The organism is Pseudomonas sp. LjRoot71 (assembly GCF_964253255.1).
GTDB lineage: Bacteria > Pseudomonadota > Gammaproteobacteria > Pseudomonadales > Pseudomonadaceae > Aquipseudomonas.
Genome location: NZ_CAXURA020000001.1, coordinates 2,354,507 through 2,370,248 on the forward strand (window position 1 = coordinate 2,354,507; position 15,742 = coordinate 2,370,248).

Annotated in this window: 14 protein-coding genes; 7 read left to right on the forward strand and 7 right to left on the reverse strand. The window is 62.9% G+C overall.

The features are described from left to right. The first annotated feature begins 42 nt into the window (after window positions 1-42). Window positions 43-1,647 (forward strand): response regulator, encoded by a 1,605-nt coding sequence (locus ACSQ17_RS11190; protein ID WP_436068657.1) that lies wholly within the window; start codon window positions 43-45, stop codon window positions 1,645-1,647. Next, complete coding sequence (locus ACSQ17_RS11195) at window positions 1,644-2,336, forward strand: sensor histidine kinase (protein ID WP_436068658.1); 693 nt, start codon at window positions 1,644-1,646, stop codon at window positions 2,334-2,336. The genes ACSQ17_RS11190 and ACSQ17_RS11195 overlap by 4 nt, the downstream gene beginning before the upstream one ends. Before the next feature lie 9 nt (window positions 2,337-2,345). Here ACSQ17_RS11195 and ACSQ17_RS11200 read toward each other — a convergent pair whose 3' ends face one another. Then, a complete protein-coding gene (locus tag ACSQ17_RS11200; RefSeq protein ID WP_436068659.1) occupies window positions 2,346-2,798 on the reverse strand; it encodes a hypothetical protein in 453 nt (150 codons plus the stop codon). A 14-nt stretch (window positions 2,799-2,812) separates the two neighbouring features. Beyond that, window positions 2,813-3,223 (reverse strand): SMI1/KNR4 family protein, encoded by a 411-nt coding sequence (locus ACSQ17_RS11205; RefSeq protein ID WP_436068660.1) that lies wholly within the window; start codon window positions 3,221-3,223, stop codon window positions 2,813-2,815. 131 nt (window positions 3,224-3,354) lie between these two features. Between ACSQ17_RS11205 and ACSQ17_RS11210 the strand changes: the two genes are divergently transcribed. After that, the gene (locus ACSQ17_RS11210) at window positions 3,355-3,930 is read left to right on the forward strand and encodes a hypothetical protein (protein WP_436068661.1); all 576 of its coding nucleotides are present in this window, start codon (window positions 3,355-3,357) and stop codon (window positions 3,928-3,930) included. A gap of 4 nt (window positions 3,931-3,934) precedes the next feature. Here the strand turns inward: ACSQ17_RS11210 and ACSQ17_RS11215 are convergent, their stop codons facing one another. The 5 genes from ACSQ17_RS11215 to uvrD all read right to left on the reverse strand — a co-directional run bounded on the left by ACSQ17_RS11215 (window position 3,935) and on the right by uvrD (window position 9,397). Then, entirely contained in the window at window positions 3,935-4,303 is a 369-nt protein-coding gene (locus tag ACSQ17_RS11215; RefSeq protein ID WP_257776473.1) for a VOC family protein, read from the reverse strand. A gap of 134 nt (window positions 4,304-4,437) precedes the next feature. Beyond that, a complete protein-coding gene (locus tag ACSQ17_RS11220; protein ID WP_233683140.1) occupies window positions 4,438-5,283 on the reverse strand; it encodes a Tim44 domain-containing protein in 846 nt (281 codons plus the stop codon). Window positions 5,284-5,387: 104 nt separating this feature from the next. Next, on the reverse strand, window positions 5,388-5,966 hold the full coding sequence (locus ACSQ17_RS11225) for a TetR/AcrR family transcriptional regulator (protein ID WP_436068662.1): 579 nt from the start codon (window positions 5,964-5,966) through the stop codon (window positions 5,388-5,390). A 102-nt stretch (window positions 5,967-6,068) separates the two neighbouring features. Next, entirely contained in the window at window positions 6,069-7,160 is a 1,092-nt protein-coding gene (locus tag ACSQ17_RS11230) for a TRAP transporter substrate-binding protein (protein WP_436068663.1), read from the reverse strand. Window positions 7,161-7,192: 32 nt separating this feature from the next. Continuing rightward, window positions 7,193-9,397: a DNA helicase II gene (gene uvrD / locus ACSQ17_RS11235; protein ID WP_436068664.1), complete on the reverse strand. Its 2,205-nt coding sequence runs from the start codon at window positions 9,395-9,397 to the stop codon at window positions 7,193-7,195. 221 nt (window positions 9,398-9,618) lie between these two features. Here uvrD and ACSQ17_RS11240 point away from each other — a divergent pair, with 221 nt between their 5' ends. The 4 genes from ACSQ17_RS11240 (at window position 9,619) to ACSQ17_RS11255 (ending at window position 15,716) form a co-directional block, all read left to right on the forward strand. After that, window positions 9,619-12,489 (forward strand): putative bifunctional diguanylate cyclase/phosphodiesterase, encoded by a 2,871-nt coding sequence (locus tag ACSQ17_RS11240; protein WP_436068665.1) that lies wholly within the window; start codon window positions 9,619-9,621, stop codon window positions 12,487-12,489. Window positions 12,490-12,571: 82 nt separating this feature from the next. Beyond that, window positions 12,572-13,564, forward strand: a complete 993-nt coding sequence (locus ACSQ17_RS11245) for an MBL fold metallo-hydrolase (protein ID WP_436068666.1) — start codon at window positions 12,572-12,574, stop codon at window positions 13,562-13,564. Window positions 13,565-13,668: 104 nt separating this feature from the next. Further along, window positions 13,669-14,913 carry an MFS transporter gene (locus tag ACSQ17_RS11250; protein ID WP_436068667.1) on the forward strand — a complete coding sequence of 415 codons (1,245 nt, stop codon included), beginning with the start codon at window positions 13,669-13,671 and terminating at the stop codon, window positions 14,911-14,913. 50 nt (window positions 14,914-14,963) lie between these two features. Continuing rightward, window positions 14,964-15,716, forward strand: a complete 753-nt coding sequence (locus tag ACSQ17_RS11255) for a substrate-binding periplasmic protein (protein ID WP_436068668.1) — start codon at window positions 14,964-14,966, stop codon at window positions 15,714-15,716. The last annotated feature ends 26 nt before the right edge of the window (window positions 15,717-15,742 follow it).

Consider the following 15,742-nt stretch of genomic DNA (forward strand, 5'->3'; position numbering starts at 1 on the left):
CACTGAGGCGACTCCGATACTGCGGGACAAGGACTTCTTCCCATGCTGGATTACGGCAGCAAGCGTTTTTTGATCGTCGATGACTTTTCCGATTTCCGCAGCTCGCTGAAAGCCATGCTGCGGGACATGGGCGCGCGTGATGTGGACACCGCCGACCGTGGCGAAGAGGCCATCAGCCTGTGCCGCAACAAGCGCTATGACATCATCCTGCACGACTACAACCTGGGTGGCGGCAAGAACGGCCAGCAGGTGCTGGAAGAGCTGATTGCCGGCAAGCTGATCAGCCACCAGTGCATCTTCGTCATGGTCACTGCCGAAAGCAGCCAGGCCATGGTGCTCAGTGCGCTTGAGCATGAGCCGGATGCCTACCTGACCAAACCCTTCAACCGCGCCAGCCTCGATCAGCGGCTGGACAAGCTGGTAGAACGCAAAACTGCGCTCAAGGGCATTCTCCAGGGCCTCGACAAGCAGGACCCGACCGCCGTGCTGGCTGCCTGCAAGACCCTCAGCCAGCAGGACAAACGCTACCTGCCGCTGTGCCAGCGCTACCAGGCCACGGCGCTGCGCGAATTGGGTCGGCTGGATGAGCTGGAGCAACTGCTCAATGGCGTATTAGCCGAGCGCCCGTTGCCCTGGGCACAGGTGGCGTTGGCCAGCCTGCTGCACAAGCGCGGCGACCTGAGCCGCGCGCAGAGCCTCTACGAAAAGGGTTTGCAGCTGTTTCCGATGATGCCGGCGCTGTATGACGGCCTGGCCGCCGTGTTGCTGGCCCAGGGCGATAGCCAGCGTGCTCAGCAGGCCCTGGAAGATGCCGTTAAGCTCGCGCCGCTGGCGATTCGCCGGCAGATGCAACTGGGCAAGCTGGCCCTGGATAACCAGGACTATGACAGCGCTGGCAAGGCCTACCGGCAAGCCATGGAACAGGGCCGCACCTCGAAATTCAAAAGCCCGGAAAACTACCTCGGCCTGGCCCAGGCGATCACCGCCCAGGCCGGTGATGGTGCGCTCGACAAGCGCTTGCAGATCGAGATCAACCAGGCCCTCGGCGAGCTGGACAAGACCTACAGCAATGACCCCAACGTGCAGCTGCGTTCGCGTCTGGCCATGGCCAGCAGCCTGATGAAATCCGGAGAACCGAAAAAGGCCGCACAACTCGCCGCCGAGGCGGCCGCCGCGCTGGCCAGCCTGCCGCAGCTATTTGCCGCCGATGCCGCGCTCGGCGTGGCCAGTCAGCTGCGTGCCCTGGGCCAGAGCGAGGCCAGCGACAATCTGCTGAAAACCTGCGTCGAGGCCTATGGCGACGATCCGCAAGTGATGCAGGGTGTGGCCCGGCAGACCGACAACAGCGACATTCTTTCCGGCGGCAAGGAAGCCGTCGAGCTCAACCGCCAGGGCGTGCGCTGCTACCAGCAAAAGCAATTCGATGAGGCGCTCAAGCTGTTCCGCCAGGCCTTTGCCCTACAGCCGAAGAACATCAGCATTGCCCTCAACACTGCGCAATCGCTGCTGCAGTCGGCGGGTGGTGAAATAGCCCCGGCCTTGCTGGAGGAGTGTCGGCGCTGCCTGGAGGTGGCCAGTCACATGCCGGCCACCGATGCCCGGCATGCGCGCTATCTGCAGCTGCAACGGCGGGCGTCCGGCCAATGAGTGAGATTTCCGGTGGGCTGGACTTCTCCACGGTGATCGCTTCCACCGTGCACGACATGAAAAACTCCCTGGCCATGCTCACCCGCGCCCACGCCCAGTGGCAGGCGCAGCTGCCAGCCGAGCAACAAGCGGTGGCCGAACTGGGCGTGATCGACTACGAATTTGCTCGGCTCAACGGCATGCTGGTGCAGTTGCTCGGCCTGTATAAGCTCGGCGTCAACCAACTGCCCATGCGTCCCGGTTATCACGAGGTCGAGGATTTTCTTCAGGCCCAGCTGGCCCGCCACCATGAAGTGCTGCAGAGCCGGCAGATCAGCGCCCGCTGCGAGGTGGAAAGCTTCGACCTGATGGGCTTCTTCGACCAGGAACTGCTTGGCTCGGTGGTCGCCAACATCATCACCAACTCCATCCGCTACGCCCACAGTGCTCTGCTGATCAAAGCCTGGGAGGAAAACGGGCAACTGGTGCTGGCGATCTGCGACGACGGCCAGGGCTACCCCGAGGAAATGCTCGATCAGCAATCCAACTACGTCCTCGGCCTCAAACACAGTACCGGCAGCACCGGCCTGGGCCTGTACTTCGCCGGACGCATCGCCGAACTGCATGAACGCCAAGGCCTGCGTGGGCATATCGAACTGGCCAACGGCGCGCCGCTGGGTGGCGGGGTGTTTCGGATTTATCTGCCTTGAGTCGAGCCGTCAGTCGCTGGCCGGCACCTGCTCAGGCCAGGCTGTTTTCGGTAGACCTAGATGCGGTAGCCAGTCGGCGGGATGCTGGGGTACTGTCTGATCCGGCCAGTTGTCTGGTCCGCAGCGTTTGGCAAAGGTGCGGGCTTGCTTTGACCAGCTGCGATAGGCGTCCTCGCCGGCCAGCCCGGGCGCATTTTCCAAACGCACCGAGTCGGTTGCGGCGTTGTACAGCTTCTCGGCGCTGTGCAGGCAGTGGGTGTAGGTGCGGTTATCCATGGCCCTGTATGCGGAGGGTTGTTCGCGTAGCCACTCGGTCACGTGCCAGCTTGCGCCTATCAACAGTACCGTGATCGTACAGATGGCCAGCATCATGCCGAACAGCGCGAAGGGAATCAGCGCGACCAATTGCCTGCGTAGTGATTGCGGCAGTTGCCGCCAAATGCCTTGCCAGTTGTTGGCCACCTCTAGTCAGCCACTCAGCTTTCCAGCCAGACGTCACGCACCCAGTGCCAGACCGATTCCCAGCTTTCGTCTTCATTGATTTCGCCGGTTTCTGCCTCCCAGAGCAGTACGGTGCCGTCTTCTTCCACCACGTAGTAGTTGCCGCGGTCTTCGCACAGCGGCACGAATTCGCGCGGTACACCAATGTCCCAGGCGTATGAGGCCACTTCCGGTAGATAGGTGTGGGACTGCGGATCGCTGGCGGTGACGGGTTCCAGTCGGCCGTAAACCACGTCGCTGACCGTCAGGAGGAACTCACGCAAGCCGAAGGGCAGGTGGATAAGGATCTGCTCCTGAATCTCCACTAGGGTTTCTTCATCTGGCAGCTCCAGTGGGACGGGCACCGTCTCGTTGAGTTCGCGCAACTGTTCGATGACTTCTTCCACGGGGTGTGCCTCTTTTGCGGGTAATACGGGAGCGTCTTATACCCTAGAAGGGTCTAAGCAAAAAGCTGGCAAAGTGCTATCGTCCAGTTTAACGGTGTGTCAATTTTAAAACGCCAAAAAATGGTCTTTTTATGAAAAGCCAAGCGCAAGAATCCGAAGACGGTGTGCTCAGTGAGGAGGAGCGCCTGCAGTTGCTGACCCGCGCCGGCCAGCGCAATCGCCTGTTCCTCCTGGCGCTGGGCGGGGTGTTGGGCAGTCTGATGCTGCTGTCGGTGGGATTGAATCTCTACGGCCTGTTCAGTGCCGGCGATGAGCCGCGTATTCAGGCGCTGGAGCAGCAGGTGCAACGGCTTGAGCAGCAGTTGCAGGTGCAGCAGAGCACGCTGAGTAACCAGGAAGAGTTGTTGGCCAGTCAGCAGGCGTCGCAACTGACCGGGCTGTTCGAGCGGGCGGAAAACCCGGACAGCATCGCGCAGGTGAGCAAGGTGCTGCAGGCTCAGGAGCGTGATTATCAGCAGGTGATGCAGGGGTTGAAGACCGGCATGCGTGATCTGGCCGATATGCTGCCGGGTTCACGCAGCTGGCTGGCCGATTACAACGAAATGATCGACCGCGCCCAGCTCAATAGTCGCAAGCGCAGCGAGGAAATTCAGGCCTGGAGTGACAAGGCTCGGCAGCCGCCCGGTGCGGCTGTCGACCCAGGTTGAGGCGTCAGCCCATGTGGTAGAACGCCAGCTTGTTGCCATCCAGATCGCGGAAGTAGGCGCCATAGAACCCCGGAATGCGTTCGCCCGGTGCGCCTTCGCAGTGGCCGCCCAGTTCGATGGCCTTGGCGTAGAGCTTGTCCACGCCTTCGCGTGAGCCGCCTGGCAGGGCGATCATCTGGCCATTGCCTGGGGTGGGTGCTTGTTTGTCATAGGGCAGGCAGACGGCAAACATCGGTTGCCCCTTGGCGATGCCATAAAAGGCAATGCGGCCCAGGTCCATGACTACCCTGGCACCCAGTTCAGCCAGCAAGGGGGTGTAGAAGGACTTGGCTTTTTCCATGTCAGTGGTGCCAACCGTGGTGTATCCGATCATTGCTCAGGCCTCATGGTGGTTATCCTGAGCAGCAGAGTGCACCTTGGGCGAGGCGCGCGCCAGCCCATGCGTTTGCTGAATGATGGACAAAGAAAACCCGGGACATGCCCGGGTTTTCTTTATTGCAGCAGGTATCAGCCGTTCTGGCGGATACCGGCCACCAGCCACGGCTGGTTATCGCCGACGGCCCGCTCCAGACGCCAGCTTTCGCTGAACACTTCGCCTTGGTCGAAGCGCGAGGTCTTGGCCACGCCGGTGAAGGTCAGGGTGGCGACGGTCTTGTCGCTGAGGTCATCGACGCCATCCAGCTGCACGTCGAGGTTGTCGACGTAGGTGGACTGGAAGCCATCACCCAGGTCGGCGCGTTCGCGGCGCAGGAAATCCAGCAGCTGCGGGGTGACGAACTCGGCGATCTTGTCCATCTCGTTGGCATCCCAGTGCTGTTGCAGGCTGAGGAAGTGCTCGCGACCGGCGCTGACAAAGCTCTGCTCGTTGAACCAGGCCGGAGCGTTGATCACCGGTTTGATTGCGGCGGCGCTGTTGTTGCCACCGAAGATCGACGCCGGGGCTGCCGGCATTTCACGCTGCATTGGCGCGCCGTTGGCTGTCGCCGGGCTGGCTTGCTGGCGACGGGCGGCGAGGAAGCGGAACAGCAGGAAAGCGATCAGGCCAAAGATCAGCATGTCCATGATCTGCAGGCCTTCGAAGCCGTCACCCATAAACATCGAGGCCAGCAAGCCACCGGCGGCCAGACCGGCCAATGGGCCCAACCACTTCGAGGCACCGCTGGCTGCTGCAGGCTGACGGCCGGCCGCTGCAGGTGCTGCGCTTTGCTGGGCTGGCGCTTGGCGCGCCTGATGGCTTGGCGCGGAGCCGAAGGATTTGCCGCCGCCCATACGCTTGGCTTCGGCGTCAAAACTCATGGTGGTCAGTCCCAGGCTGAGGAACATGGCCAGGGCGATGCTAAGGAAACGCTGCATGGTTAGCTGTCTCTTGGTGATTGGATCTACGCGCGGCATCTTGCCCGGCGTGAGCGGCGCTGGCTAGCCATAGAATGTTTCCAGCTTTTGCCCGTGCGCCTGAGTCAGCGGCGCAGTAGAACCAGCAGCGGGCCACAGCGTAACTGCCTGCGTAGCAGGGCGCGGAAGTCGGCGGTGTCTTCCTCGGGTTGGCGCAGCCAGTGGATAAAGCAGCGCAGGTAGACGCCGGTGAGCAGGCTTTCCTCGGCGATGCGGCACAGGTGCAGGGTTTCCCGCTGCGCGGCTTCGCGCCACCACTGCACGGTGCGGCTGATGCGGAGCAGGCCACCCAGCTGCAGGTGAAGATGCCCCGGTTCGAGTTTGTACAGCAGCATCTGCCCGCTGACTGCGCGGTGCGCGGCCAGGCTGTCGAGCCAGGCAATCAGCAGTTCTTCCAGGCGTTTGGCAGGCTCTAAGGTCAGCAGGTCTGCGCCAGTGCCACGCGCCAGCAGGGCCTGGTCGGCGCGGTCGAACCAGGCTTCGACCAGCTGATCCTTGTCGCGGTAATGCGTGGCGATGGCATCCAGGCCTACGCCCAGATCAGCGGCTACATCAAACAGGTGCAGGCGTTCCCAGCCGCAAACATCGGCCAGTCGCAGGGCGCTATCGAGTATCTGTGCGGCGGAGACAGTTGCACGTTTCATTGGCTCACCTCGCCAAGCAGTATGGGCGGCGAGCGCAGTCGGGCCTGCCTGAAACGACAAACGGAACCCGAAGGTTCCGTCTGTGGTGAACGCCGCCGGGGATCAGCGCCAGTTATACAGTTCTTGCTCCGACACCTTGTGCATCTGGCTGACCTGGGCCTGGAAGGCCTGCATCGAAGCCCAGATGCGCCCGTTCAGCTCGCTTTGCGCGGCCAGTTCACCAAGCACCACGGCGGACTCGCGCTGCATGGCGGCCAGCACGTCGTCGGGGAAGCGCTTGAGCAGGGTGCCTTGTTTCTTCAGCTCATCCAGGGCCATGGCGTTGTGGTAGACGTAATCGTCGAGCATGTCCTGGCTGGCGGCGCGCGCGGCTTCCGTGAGGATTGCTTGCAGATCGGCCGGCAGGCTGTCGAGGGCCTTCTGGTTGACCAGCAGCTCCAGCACCGCCTGCGGTTCCTGCCAGCCTGGGTAGTAGTAGAACTTGGCCGCTTTGTGCAGACCGAAAGCCAGGTCGTTGTAAGGGCTGACCCAGTCGGTGGCGTCGATGGCGTTGCTCTGCAGCGAGGTGAACACTTCGCCGCCGGGCAGATTGACGGTGGTGGCGCCGAGTTTGCTCAGCACTTCGCCACCCAGGCCCGGCATGCGGATCTTCAGGCCCTTGAGGTCATCCAGCGAGTTGATTTCCTTGTTGTACCAGCCGCCCATCTGCATGCCGGTGTTTCCCACCACCATGGGTTTTACACCATAGGGGGCATAGGCTTCGTCCCACAGCGCCTGACCGCCGCCCTTGCTCAGCCAGGCGTTCATTTCGCTGGTGGACAGGCCGAACGGCACGGCAGTGAAGAACTGCGCCGCTGGCACCTTGCCCTTCCAGTAATAGGCGGCGCCGTGGCCCAGCTCGGCGGTGCCGCGCGATACTGCATCGAACACCTCCAGCGGTGGCACCAGCTCGCCACCGGCATACACCTTGATGGTCAGGCGACCGTTGCTCATGGCCTTGACCCGTTCGGCCAGGCGCTCAGCGGCGGTGCCCAGGCCGGGGTAGTTCTTCGGCCAGGCGGTCACCATCTTCCAGTGGAAGCTTTCTGCGACAGGCATCCCTGCGGCTTGCGGTGCAGCAGGCTCTTCCTTGCAACCGCTCAGGCCGATGGCGGCGAGCAGGGCGCTGGCAAGCAGCAGAGGGCGGCGGATCATGGGGGCTCCTTATTATTTGAATTGGTTGTCGATTACAGCGCCTGCAGCTTGGCATAGCTGAGCATCAGCCACTTGCTGCCCTCGTTCTCGAAATTCACCTGCACCCGCGCTTGGGCGCCGGCGCCTTCGAAGTTGAGGATGGTGCCTTCACCGAACAGTGAGTGCTGCACGCGCTGGCCGAGGCTGAAGCCGGTGTCCGGTACGGCGCTGCCGGCGAACAAGCTGTCGCCGCTCATGCTGTTGCCGCCCATATTGCGGCTGACCGCGCCGAACGGCCGGCTGACGCTATTGGACAGGCGCACTTCTTGAATCAGTTGCGGCGGAATCTCGCGGACGAAGCGCGACACCTTGTTGTAAGTCTCGTTGCCATACAAGCGACGGGTTTCGGCGTAGGTGATCACCAGTTTGCTCATGGCGCGGGTGATGCCGACATAGGCCAGGCGGCGTTCCTCTTCCAGGCGGCCGGGTTCTTCCAGGCTCATCTTGTGTGGGAACAGGCCTTCTTCCATGCCCACCAGAAACACCTGCGGGAACTCCAGGCCCTTGGCGCTGTGCAGGGTCATCAGCTGCACGCTGTCCTCGTTTTCGGCGGCCTGGGTATCGCCGGCTTCCAGCGAGGCGTGTGTGAGGAAGGCTTGCAGCGGGGTCAGCTCGTCGTCTTCGTTGTTCTCGAAGGTGCGCGCGGCGCTGACCAGTTCTTCCAAGTTCTCAATCCGCGCCTGGGCTTTTTCGCCTTTCTCGGCCTGGTGATAGGCAATCAGCCCGCTCTGCTCGATGACGGTCTGGGTCATCAAGTGCAGCGGCATGCTCAGCACTTTGGCCGCGAGGTTTTCGATCAGTTCGATAAACCCGGCCAAGGCGCTAGACGCCCGCCCCGGCAGGGCCTTGGCGGCAACCATCAGGCGAATGGCTTCCCACATCGACACATCGTGGGCGCGGGCATACTCGCGGATGGTTTCGACGCTCTTCTCGCCGATGCCGCGCGCCGGCACATTGATGATGCGCTCCAGTGCCGCGTCGTTGCCACGGCCGTCGAGCAGGCGCAGGTAGGCCATGGCGTTCTTGATTTCCGCGCGTTCGAAGAAGCGCTGGCCACCGTAGATGCGGTAGGGAATTTTCTCGCGCAGCAGCGCTTCTTCCAGCACCCGTGACTGGGCGTTGGAGCGATAGAGAATGGCGATTTCGCTGCGTTTGAGGCCGTCCTTGCGCAGGGCGTCCTCGATCGACTCGACCACATAGCGCGCTTCGTCGTGCTCGTTGAACGCCGAGTACAGGTTGATCGGCTCGCCGTCGCCGTCTTCGGTCCACAACTCCTTGCCCAGACGCCCCTGGTTGTTGGCGATCAGCGCGTTGGCGGCCTTGAGGATGCCGGCAGTGGAGCGGTAGTTCTGCTCCAGGCGGATCACTTCGGCATCACTGAAATCGTCGGAGAACTGCTGGATGTTCTCGATCTTCGCGCCGCGCCAGCCGTAGATCGACTGGTCGTCATCGCCGACCACCATCAGGCTGTCGCCGCCCTTGGCCAGCAGGCGTAGCCAGGCGTACTGCACGGCGTTGGTGTCCTGGAATTCGTCGACCAGGATATGCCGGAAGCGCCGCTGGTAATGCTCCAGCAAGCCCGGTTTGTCCCGCCACAAATCGAGGGCGCGCAGCAGCAGCTCGGAGAAGTCGATGACTCCGGCGCGGGCGCAGGCGGCTTCGTAGGCTTCGTAGATCTTCAGCATGGTGGCAAGGAACAGGTCGCCGCCGGGCTGGATGTTCTTCGGCCGCAGGCCTTCATCCTTCTGCCCGTTGATAAACCACTGCGCCTGTTTCGGCGGCCAGCGCTGCTCATCCAGGCCGAGGTCGCGGATCACCCGTTTGACGATGCGCTGCTGATCGTCGGAATCAAGAATCTGGAAGTTTTCCGCCAGGCCGGCTTCCTGCCAATGTGCGCGCAGCAGGCGATGAGCCAGGCCGTGGAACGTGCCCACCCACATACCGGCCGGGTTGTGGCCGAGCATCTGTTCGATGCGATGGCGCATTTCGGCGGCGGCCTTGTTGGTGAAGGTCACCGACAGAATGCTGTGCGGCGAGGCGTTCTCGATCTGGATCAACCAGGCGATGCGGTGTACCAGCACGCGGGTTTTTCCGGAGCCGGCGCCGGCCAGTACCAGTTGGCGGCCCACGCGCGCGGCGACGGCCTGGCGCTGGGCATCGTTAAGAGAGGCAATCAGGAGTTCGGGGTCATTTTGCATCGCGGCATTCTAGGGGGCTGCGCCAGGCAGGGCAAACCGGCTCGGCACTGGGTTTTACTGGACGACTGGCCAGTCACGCGAGCAGCCCCGGCCAGTGCTGGGCGCACTGATCGAAAGTAAGGCAGACGAAGTGAGAATTGCAGCACATCCAGCTTGGGCGATGCGTCTAGCTCGCGTATGCTGCGCCGACGTTTAGGCAACCACTTATAAGAAAATCGCCTATGACTTCGACTGCATCTGCTCAGGCAAATGGCCTCAAGCCGACTTCCGGGCGGGAAGTGGCTCAGCTGTTTGCTACCGATATCGCCGCCGAGCGTACCCGCATGCTCTATCAGGGCTCGCAGGTGCCGACCCTGTTCATGCTGCTCAGCGGTGTGGTCTGCGCTTTCCTGCTATGGGGGGCATTGCCATCGGAGCTGCTGGTCAGCTGGTCGATCTGGCTGGTGATCCTTGCCGTGTTGCGCCTGGTGCAGGTGCGCGCGTTTGAAAAAGCCTTGCCCAGTCGCCAGGCCGAAGCGCATTGGCAGCACCTGTTCCTGCTGGGTGCCGGGGCGTCCGGATTGACCCTGGCGTTTGCCGCCATCGCCCTGGTGCCGGCCCAAGTCTTCTACCTGCAGGCAGTGGTGTATGGTCTGATCGCGGCAGCGATCCTCTCGGCCAGCGTGGCCTACGCGATCAGCTTTACTGCGTTCCTGACCTTCGCCTTGCCCTGCCTGCTGCCCTCGGTGGGCTACCTGCTGCTCAGCGATAACCCGCTGCAACAAGGCTGGGGCCTGCTCGGCAGTATCCTGTTGCTGACCTTGCTGGTGGTGGCCTGGCAGGTCAATCGGCTGGTGCAGCGCAGCCTGCTGCAGCGCTTTCAGAATCAGGCGCTGATCAGCAATCTGGAGTACGCCAAGCAGCAGGCCGAAGGCCTCAACAGCGAACTGGCCCACGAAGTGGAGCAGCGCCGTCGCGCCGAGCGCGAGCTGCGCCAGGCCCATGGCGAGCTGGAAATGCGCGTGGCCGAGCGCACCCTGGAGCTGGATGAAACCACCTACGCCTTGAGCAAGAGCCGCGCTCGCCTGACCCTGGCTATCGAGGCCAGCGAGCTGGGCCTGTGGGACTGGGACTTGCAGAGCGACGAGGTGCACCACTCGCGGCTCAAGGAAATCTTCGGCCTGGAGCCGCACGAAGTGCAGGTGATGCTGCGTGACCTCAAACCGCGCCTGCACCCGGATGACCTGCCGGTGTTGCGCCGGGCGCTGGTCGAGCATATGAAAGGCCGCAGCGATGACTACCAGGTGGAGTACCGCATCAAGCACGCCTTGGGTCATTGGGTGTGGATCGAGGACCGTGGCCGCGCGGTGGAGCGCGCCGCCGATGGCCGGGTGCTGCGCATGCTCGGCACGCGCCGCGACATCAGCGCTCGCAAGCTGCTGGAACAGCAACAGCAACTGGCGGCCACGGTGTTTGAGGCGGCCAGTGAAGGCATCGTGATTCTCGACCCGGACTATCGCCTGCTGTCGGTCAACCAGGCTTTCAGCGATGTCACCGGTTATCGCCAGGACGAAGTGGTCGGCAAGAGCGTGATCAGCCTGATCAGCAGTGGCGACAGCCGCCGGCAGTACCAGTTGATTCGTCTGGAGCTGGAAAAGACCGGCTCCTGGCGTGGTGAGTTGATTGAAACGCGCAAGAACGGCGAACTCTACCCGCAGTGGCTGCAACTGAATGTGGTGCGCGATTCGCGGGGCAACGTCAGCCATATCGTGGGCTTCTTTGCCGATCTGTCGTCGCGCCGCGAAGCCGAGGAGCGCCTGCGCTACCTCTCGCACTATGACGAGCTGACCGGTCTGGCCAACCGCAGCCTGTTCAAGGAGCGCCTGCACGAAGCCAGCCAGCGCTCCCGGCAGAGCAGCCGCAGCATCGCTTTGCTGCATATCGACCTGGACCGCTTCAAGCTGCTCAACGACAGCCTCGGCCATGAAGTGGCCGATCAGTTGTTGCGTCAGGTCAGCCGCCGTCTGACCCAGGCGGTGCCGGAGGCGGATACTCTGGCGCGGCTGTCCGGCGACGAATTTGCCATCCTTATCGACTCCTACGGCAGCCTCTCCAGCCTGGCGCGGCTGGCCAGCCGCCTGCTCAGCAAGCTGCGCGTGCCGATGACCGTGGGGGGCCATGAGCTGGTGGTCAGCGCCTCCCTGGGTATCAGCCTGCTGCCGGACAACGCGCGGGAGATTTCCGCCCTGGTCAGCCAGGCCAACATGGCCATGCAACATGCCAAGCACCTGGGCGGCAACACCTTCCAGTTCTTCACCGACAACCTGCAGGCCTGCACCCTGGAGCGTCTGCAACTGGAGAACCAGTTGCGCAAGGGCATCAACGAAGGCCAGCTGGAAGTGTTCTACCAACCCAAGCTGTGCCTGGCCAGCGACAGCCTGAATGCCGCCGAGGCGCTGGTGCGCTGGCGGCATCCGGAACTGGGCCTGGTGCCACCGAGCGACTTTATCGGCCTGGCCGAAGAAACCGGGCTGATCGGCGCCATCGGCGAGTTCGTCCTGCGTCAGGCTTGCTTGCAGGCACGCGCCTGGCAGCTGCAAGGGCTCGCGCAGATTCGCGTGTCGGTCAACCTCTCGGTGCATCAGCTGCGTCAGGGCAACCTGCTCAGCCTGGTGCGCCAGGTGCTCGATGAAACCGGTCTGGCGCCGCAGCTGCTCGAACTGGAACTGACCGAAAGCCAGCTGCTGGATAACGTCGAAAGCGTGATCAGCACCTTCCAGCAGCTGCGCGAGCTGGGGGTCAAGCTGGCGATCGACGACTTCGGCACCGGTTACTCCTCGCTCAGCTACCTCAAGCGCTTCCCGGTGGATTACGTGAAGATCGACCAGACCTTTATCCGTGACCTCACCCCAGGCAGCGAAGACGCTGCCATCACCCGGGCGATCATCGCCATGGCCCACAGCCTGGAGCTCAAGGTGGTCGCCGAGGGCGTAGAAACCCAGGCGCAGATGGACTTCCTCAAGAGCCAGCGCTGCGATGAAATCCAGGGTTACCTGATCAGCAAACCGGTGCCCGCCGAACAGTTCGTTTTGCTGTTGCACGAGCAGGTCTGAACGCCTGTTCTGCCCGCCCTAAGTTGGCTGACGGCGGGAGCTGCTCAACGTTAGCCTGGGCGTTATTGCCGAGGATTGAACGATGCTGCGCAGCCTGACCCTGCTAACCCTGTTGTGGCTTGCCGGCTGCGTGCAGAACCCTGCCGGCCTGCCGCTCTGGCACGGCGGCGCCATGCCGCCGCCGAGTCTGCAATACCTGGGCGTGGGCGGTTACCTGTTGCGCTGGCAAGGCGAAGCACTGCTGTTCGCGCCGTCCTTCAGCAACCCCGCCAGCCTCGGCCAGCCGCCGCTGCTGGTGGCCGCCGACACCCAGAAAATCGATCAACTGATGCCGCCGGCCGCCGATGTCAGCATGCTGCTGGTTGGCCATGCGCACTACGATCACCTGCTCGATGTGCCACATATTCTGCAAAAACACAGCCCCAAGGCTCAGGTCTATGGTTCCAGGACCATGGGCCATATCCTCGCCGCCGCCATTGCCCGGTCACGCATTGTCGATGCCGAAAGCCAGATGGCGGTGGGCGCGACACCCGGCCAGTGGTTTTATTCACCCGAGCGCAACATCCGCGCCATGGCGATCAAGAGCGAGCATGCGCCGCACCTGTTTGGCATCAAGCTGTTGACCGGTGACTATCAGGAAGACCTGAGTGAGTTGCCACGCAGCACCTTCGGCTGGAAGGAGGGGCAGACGCTGGCCTGGCTGGTGGATCTGCTGGATCAGCAGGGTCGGCCGGTGTACCGCATCCATTACCAGGATGCCGCCAGCACCCCGCCTCTGGGCCTGCCGCCGCAGCTGCCGGACAGCAAGCGGGTGGACGTGGCGGTGCTCTGTGTCGGTGCCTGGAACCAGGCGGCGGCGTATCCTCAGGTGCTGTTGCAACGCGTGCAGCCACGCCTGGCGGTGCTCGGCCACTGGGAGGATTTCTTCGGCGGCGACCCGCGTCAGCCCCAGGGCCTGCGTTTGCAGGATATTCGCGGCATGGTGGCGCAGACCCGCGCCAATCTCCCCGCCGATGGCCAGCTGAAACTGCCGGTGCCTTTCGCCTTTTTGCCGCTGCCTGCGCCCGCGCCTTAACGCGCGGCCCAGCCCGCCTCTGCGCGAGGGCTGGCCGTTGTCGCACTTGTCCAAGTGCCTGCTCAGCCGCTACTGTCGCCGCCTGTTCGCTGTGAGAACTCGCGATGTCGCCTTCCGCCCAACGTCCAGGCAATACCACGCTGATCCTGCTGGCCTCGCTGTACTGTGCCCAGGGTCTGCCCTCCGGGTTGCTGGCCCATTCGCTGCCGGTATTGTTGCGCCAGCATGGTGTCGATCTGGCACTGATTGGCCTGTTCAAGTTGCTGGCATTGCCCTGGCTGCTCAAGGTGCTTTGGGCTCCCTGGGTGGATCGCCTGGCATCACCGCGTCTAGGCCATCACCGGGGCTGGATTCTGCCGTTGCAGATGGGCGTTACCGGGGTGATCGCGGCCCTGGCGCTGATGAATCCTGAGCGCCTGTTCGACAGTCATTTCCTGTTGCTGATCGGTCTGTTGTTGCTGGTCAATCTGGCTGCCTCGACCCAGGACATTGCCACCGATGGTTTGGCTGTACGCCTGCTGCCCGAGCGCTGGCGCGGCCTGGGCAACAGCCTGCAGGTGGGGGGTTACAAGGTCGGTATGCTGGTCAGCGGCAGTGGTCTGCTGCTGGCGATGGACAGCCTGGGTTGGCACCTCAGTCTGGCGCTGGTGGCGGGGCTGCTGGTGCTGATGACGCTGCCGATCTGGCGCTTCAATGAACGGCGTGAGCTGCCGTTCCAGCCGGCCCAGGCCGAACCCGCAGGGCCAGGCTTGCTGCTGCGGCATTACCGTGGATTGCTGATGCAACCCGGCATGCTGCTCTGGCTGGCGGTGCTGCTGAGTTTCAAGCTGGGTGATGCATTGGGTTCGCCGATGATCAAGCCGATGCTGGTGGATCAGGGCTGGAGCAATGCCGCGTTGGGTCAGCTGACTCTGATCAGCAGTCTGGCCGGAATCGGCGGGGCGTTGCTGGGCGGCCTGCTGTATGCGCGCATTGGTGCGCTGCGTGCACTGCTGCTGTTCGGCACCTTGCAGGCCGTCGGGATTGCCGCGATGGCTTGGCTGGTCAATGCCGGCGGGCAGACCGCGCTGGTGTATCTGGTGGCATTGTTCGAGCAGATCGCTGACGGCATGTCCACGGTGGCGCTGTTCGCGGTGATGATGCGCCAATGCCGTCCCGAGCATGAGGGCGCGGACTTTACCCTGCAGGCCAGCGTGCAGCTGCTGTTGGCGGGGCTGGTGGGGGCGACCAGCGGACTGTTGGCCACGTGGCTGGGCTATCAGGCGCTGTTCGTCGGGGCTGGCAGCCTGGGTGTGCTGGCGCTGCTGGTGGTGCTGCTGTACTTTCGGCGCTACGGGCAGTTGAAGTAACGGCCTGCTAGAGTTGAACAGGCTTGCTTGTTCTGCCTGGGGTTGCTGCCATGTCTGTTGCGCGCGTGTTGGGCCTGCTTCTGCTGATGGCATTGCCGACGAGTCAGGCGGCCCTGGCCGATGCCTTTATGGTCTTTGGTGCGCACGATGGTTTCCCCAAGTATTACGAGGAAAATGGCGAGGCCAAAGGCATCGTGGTGGATATCAGCCGCCAATGCCTGGATGAAATGCAGGTGCCCTACCGCATTCGCCTGATGCCCTGGATGCGGGCCTACACCATGGCCCAGCGCGGCGAGGGCGGGGTGATCGGGCTGTCGATGAGTGACGAGCGCCTGGCCCTGTTCGATTTTTCCGAGCCGATCTTTACCGAACGCATCGTGCTGGTGGTCAAGCAGGGTCGCGAGTTTCCCTTCCAGCAGGTGACAGACCTGCGCGACAAGTTGATTGGCGCAAGCATTGGCACCAGCTATGGCAATGTTTTTGATGCGGCGGTGGCCGATGGCACGCTGACCATTGTTGGCTTCAACGACACCCGCAACGGCCTGGCCATGCTGATGCGCGAGCGCATTGATGCGATTCTGCTGGGCTCCAGCGTCGATATGCAGCGCCTTGTCCGCGACAACCCGGACTTGCAGGGCGCGACGTTCGCCACCTTGCCGGTAGCGTTCAAAACAGACAGCAAGTACCTGGGCATTGCCGTCAGCCTGAAAATGCGCTGGTTCGTGCAGCAGTTCAATCAGTGTCTGGAGCGAGGCTACAAATCAGGCGCGTTCGACTCGATCATCTACCAGTACAGCAACTGACTTTTGATAGTTTGGGCGGCCGGATC

Coding starts and splice junctions, on each gene's coding strand:
- ACSQ17_RS11195 (WP_436068658.1), top strand. CDS start 1,644: ATGAGTGAGATTTCCGGTGGGCTGGACTTCTCCACGGTGATCGCTTCC.
- ACSQ17_RS11255 (WP_436068668.1), top strand. CDS start 14,964: ATGTCTGTTGCGCGCGTGTTGGGCCTGCTTCTGCTGATGGCATTGCCG.
- ACSQ17_RS11210 (WP_436068661.1), top strand. CDS start 3,355: ATGAAAAGCCAAGCGCAAGAATCCGAAGACGGTGTGCTCAGTGAGGAG.
- ACSQ17_RS11215 (WP_257776473.1), bottom strand. CDS start 4,303: ATGATCGGATACACCACGGTTGGCACCACTGACATGGAAAAAGCCAAG.
- uvrD (WP_436068664.1), bottom strand. CDS start 9,397: ATGCAAAATGACCCCGAACTCCTGATTGCCTCTCTTAACGATGCCCAG.
- ACSQ17_RS11250 (WP_436068667.1), top strand. CDS start 13,669: ATGTCGCCTTCCGCCCAACGTCCAGGCAATACCACGCTGATCCTGCTG.
- ACSQ17_RS11190 (WP_436068657.1), top strand. CDS start 43: ATGCTGGATTACGGCAGCAAGCGTTTTTTGATCGTCGATGACTTTTCC.
- ACSQ17_RS11225 (WP_436068662.1), bottom strand. CDS start 5,966: ATGAAACGTGCAACTGTCTCCGCCGCACAGATACTCGATAGCGCCCTG.
- ACSQ17_RS11240 (WP_436068665.1), top strand. CDS start 9,619: ATGACTTCGACTGCATCTGCTCAGGCAAATGGCCTCAAGCCGACTTCC.
- ACSQ17_RS11245 (WP_436068666.1), top strand. CDS start 12,572: ATGCTGCGCAGCCTGACCCTGCTAACCCTGTTGTGGCTTGCCGGCTGC.
- ACSQ17_RS11220 (WP_233683140.1), bottom strand. CDS start 5,283: ATGCAGCGTTTCCTTAGCATCGCCCTGGCCATGTTCCTCAGCCTGGGA.
- ACSQ17_RS11230 (WP_436068663.1), bottom strand. CDS start 7,160: ATGATCCGCCGCCCTCTGCTGCTTGCCAGCGCCCTGCTCGCCGCCATC.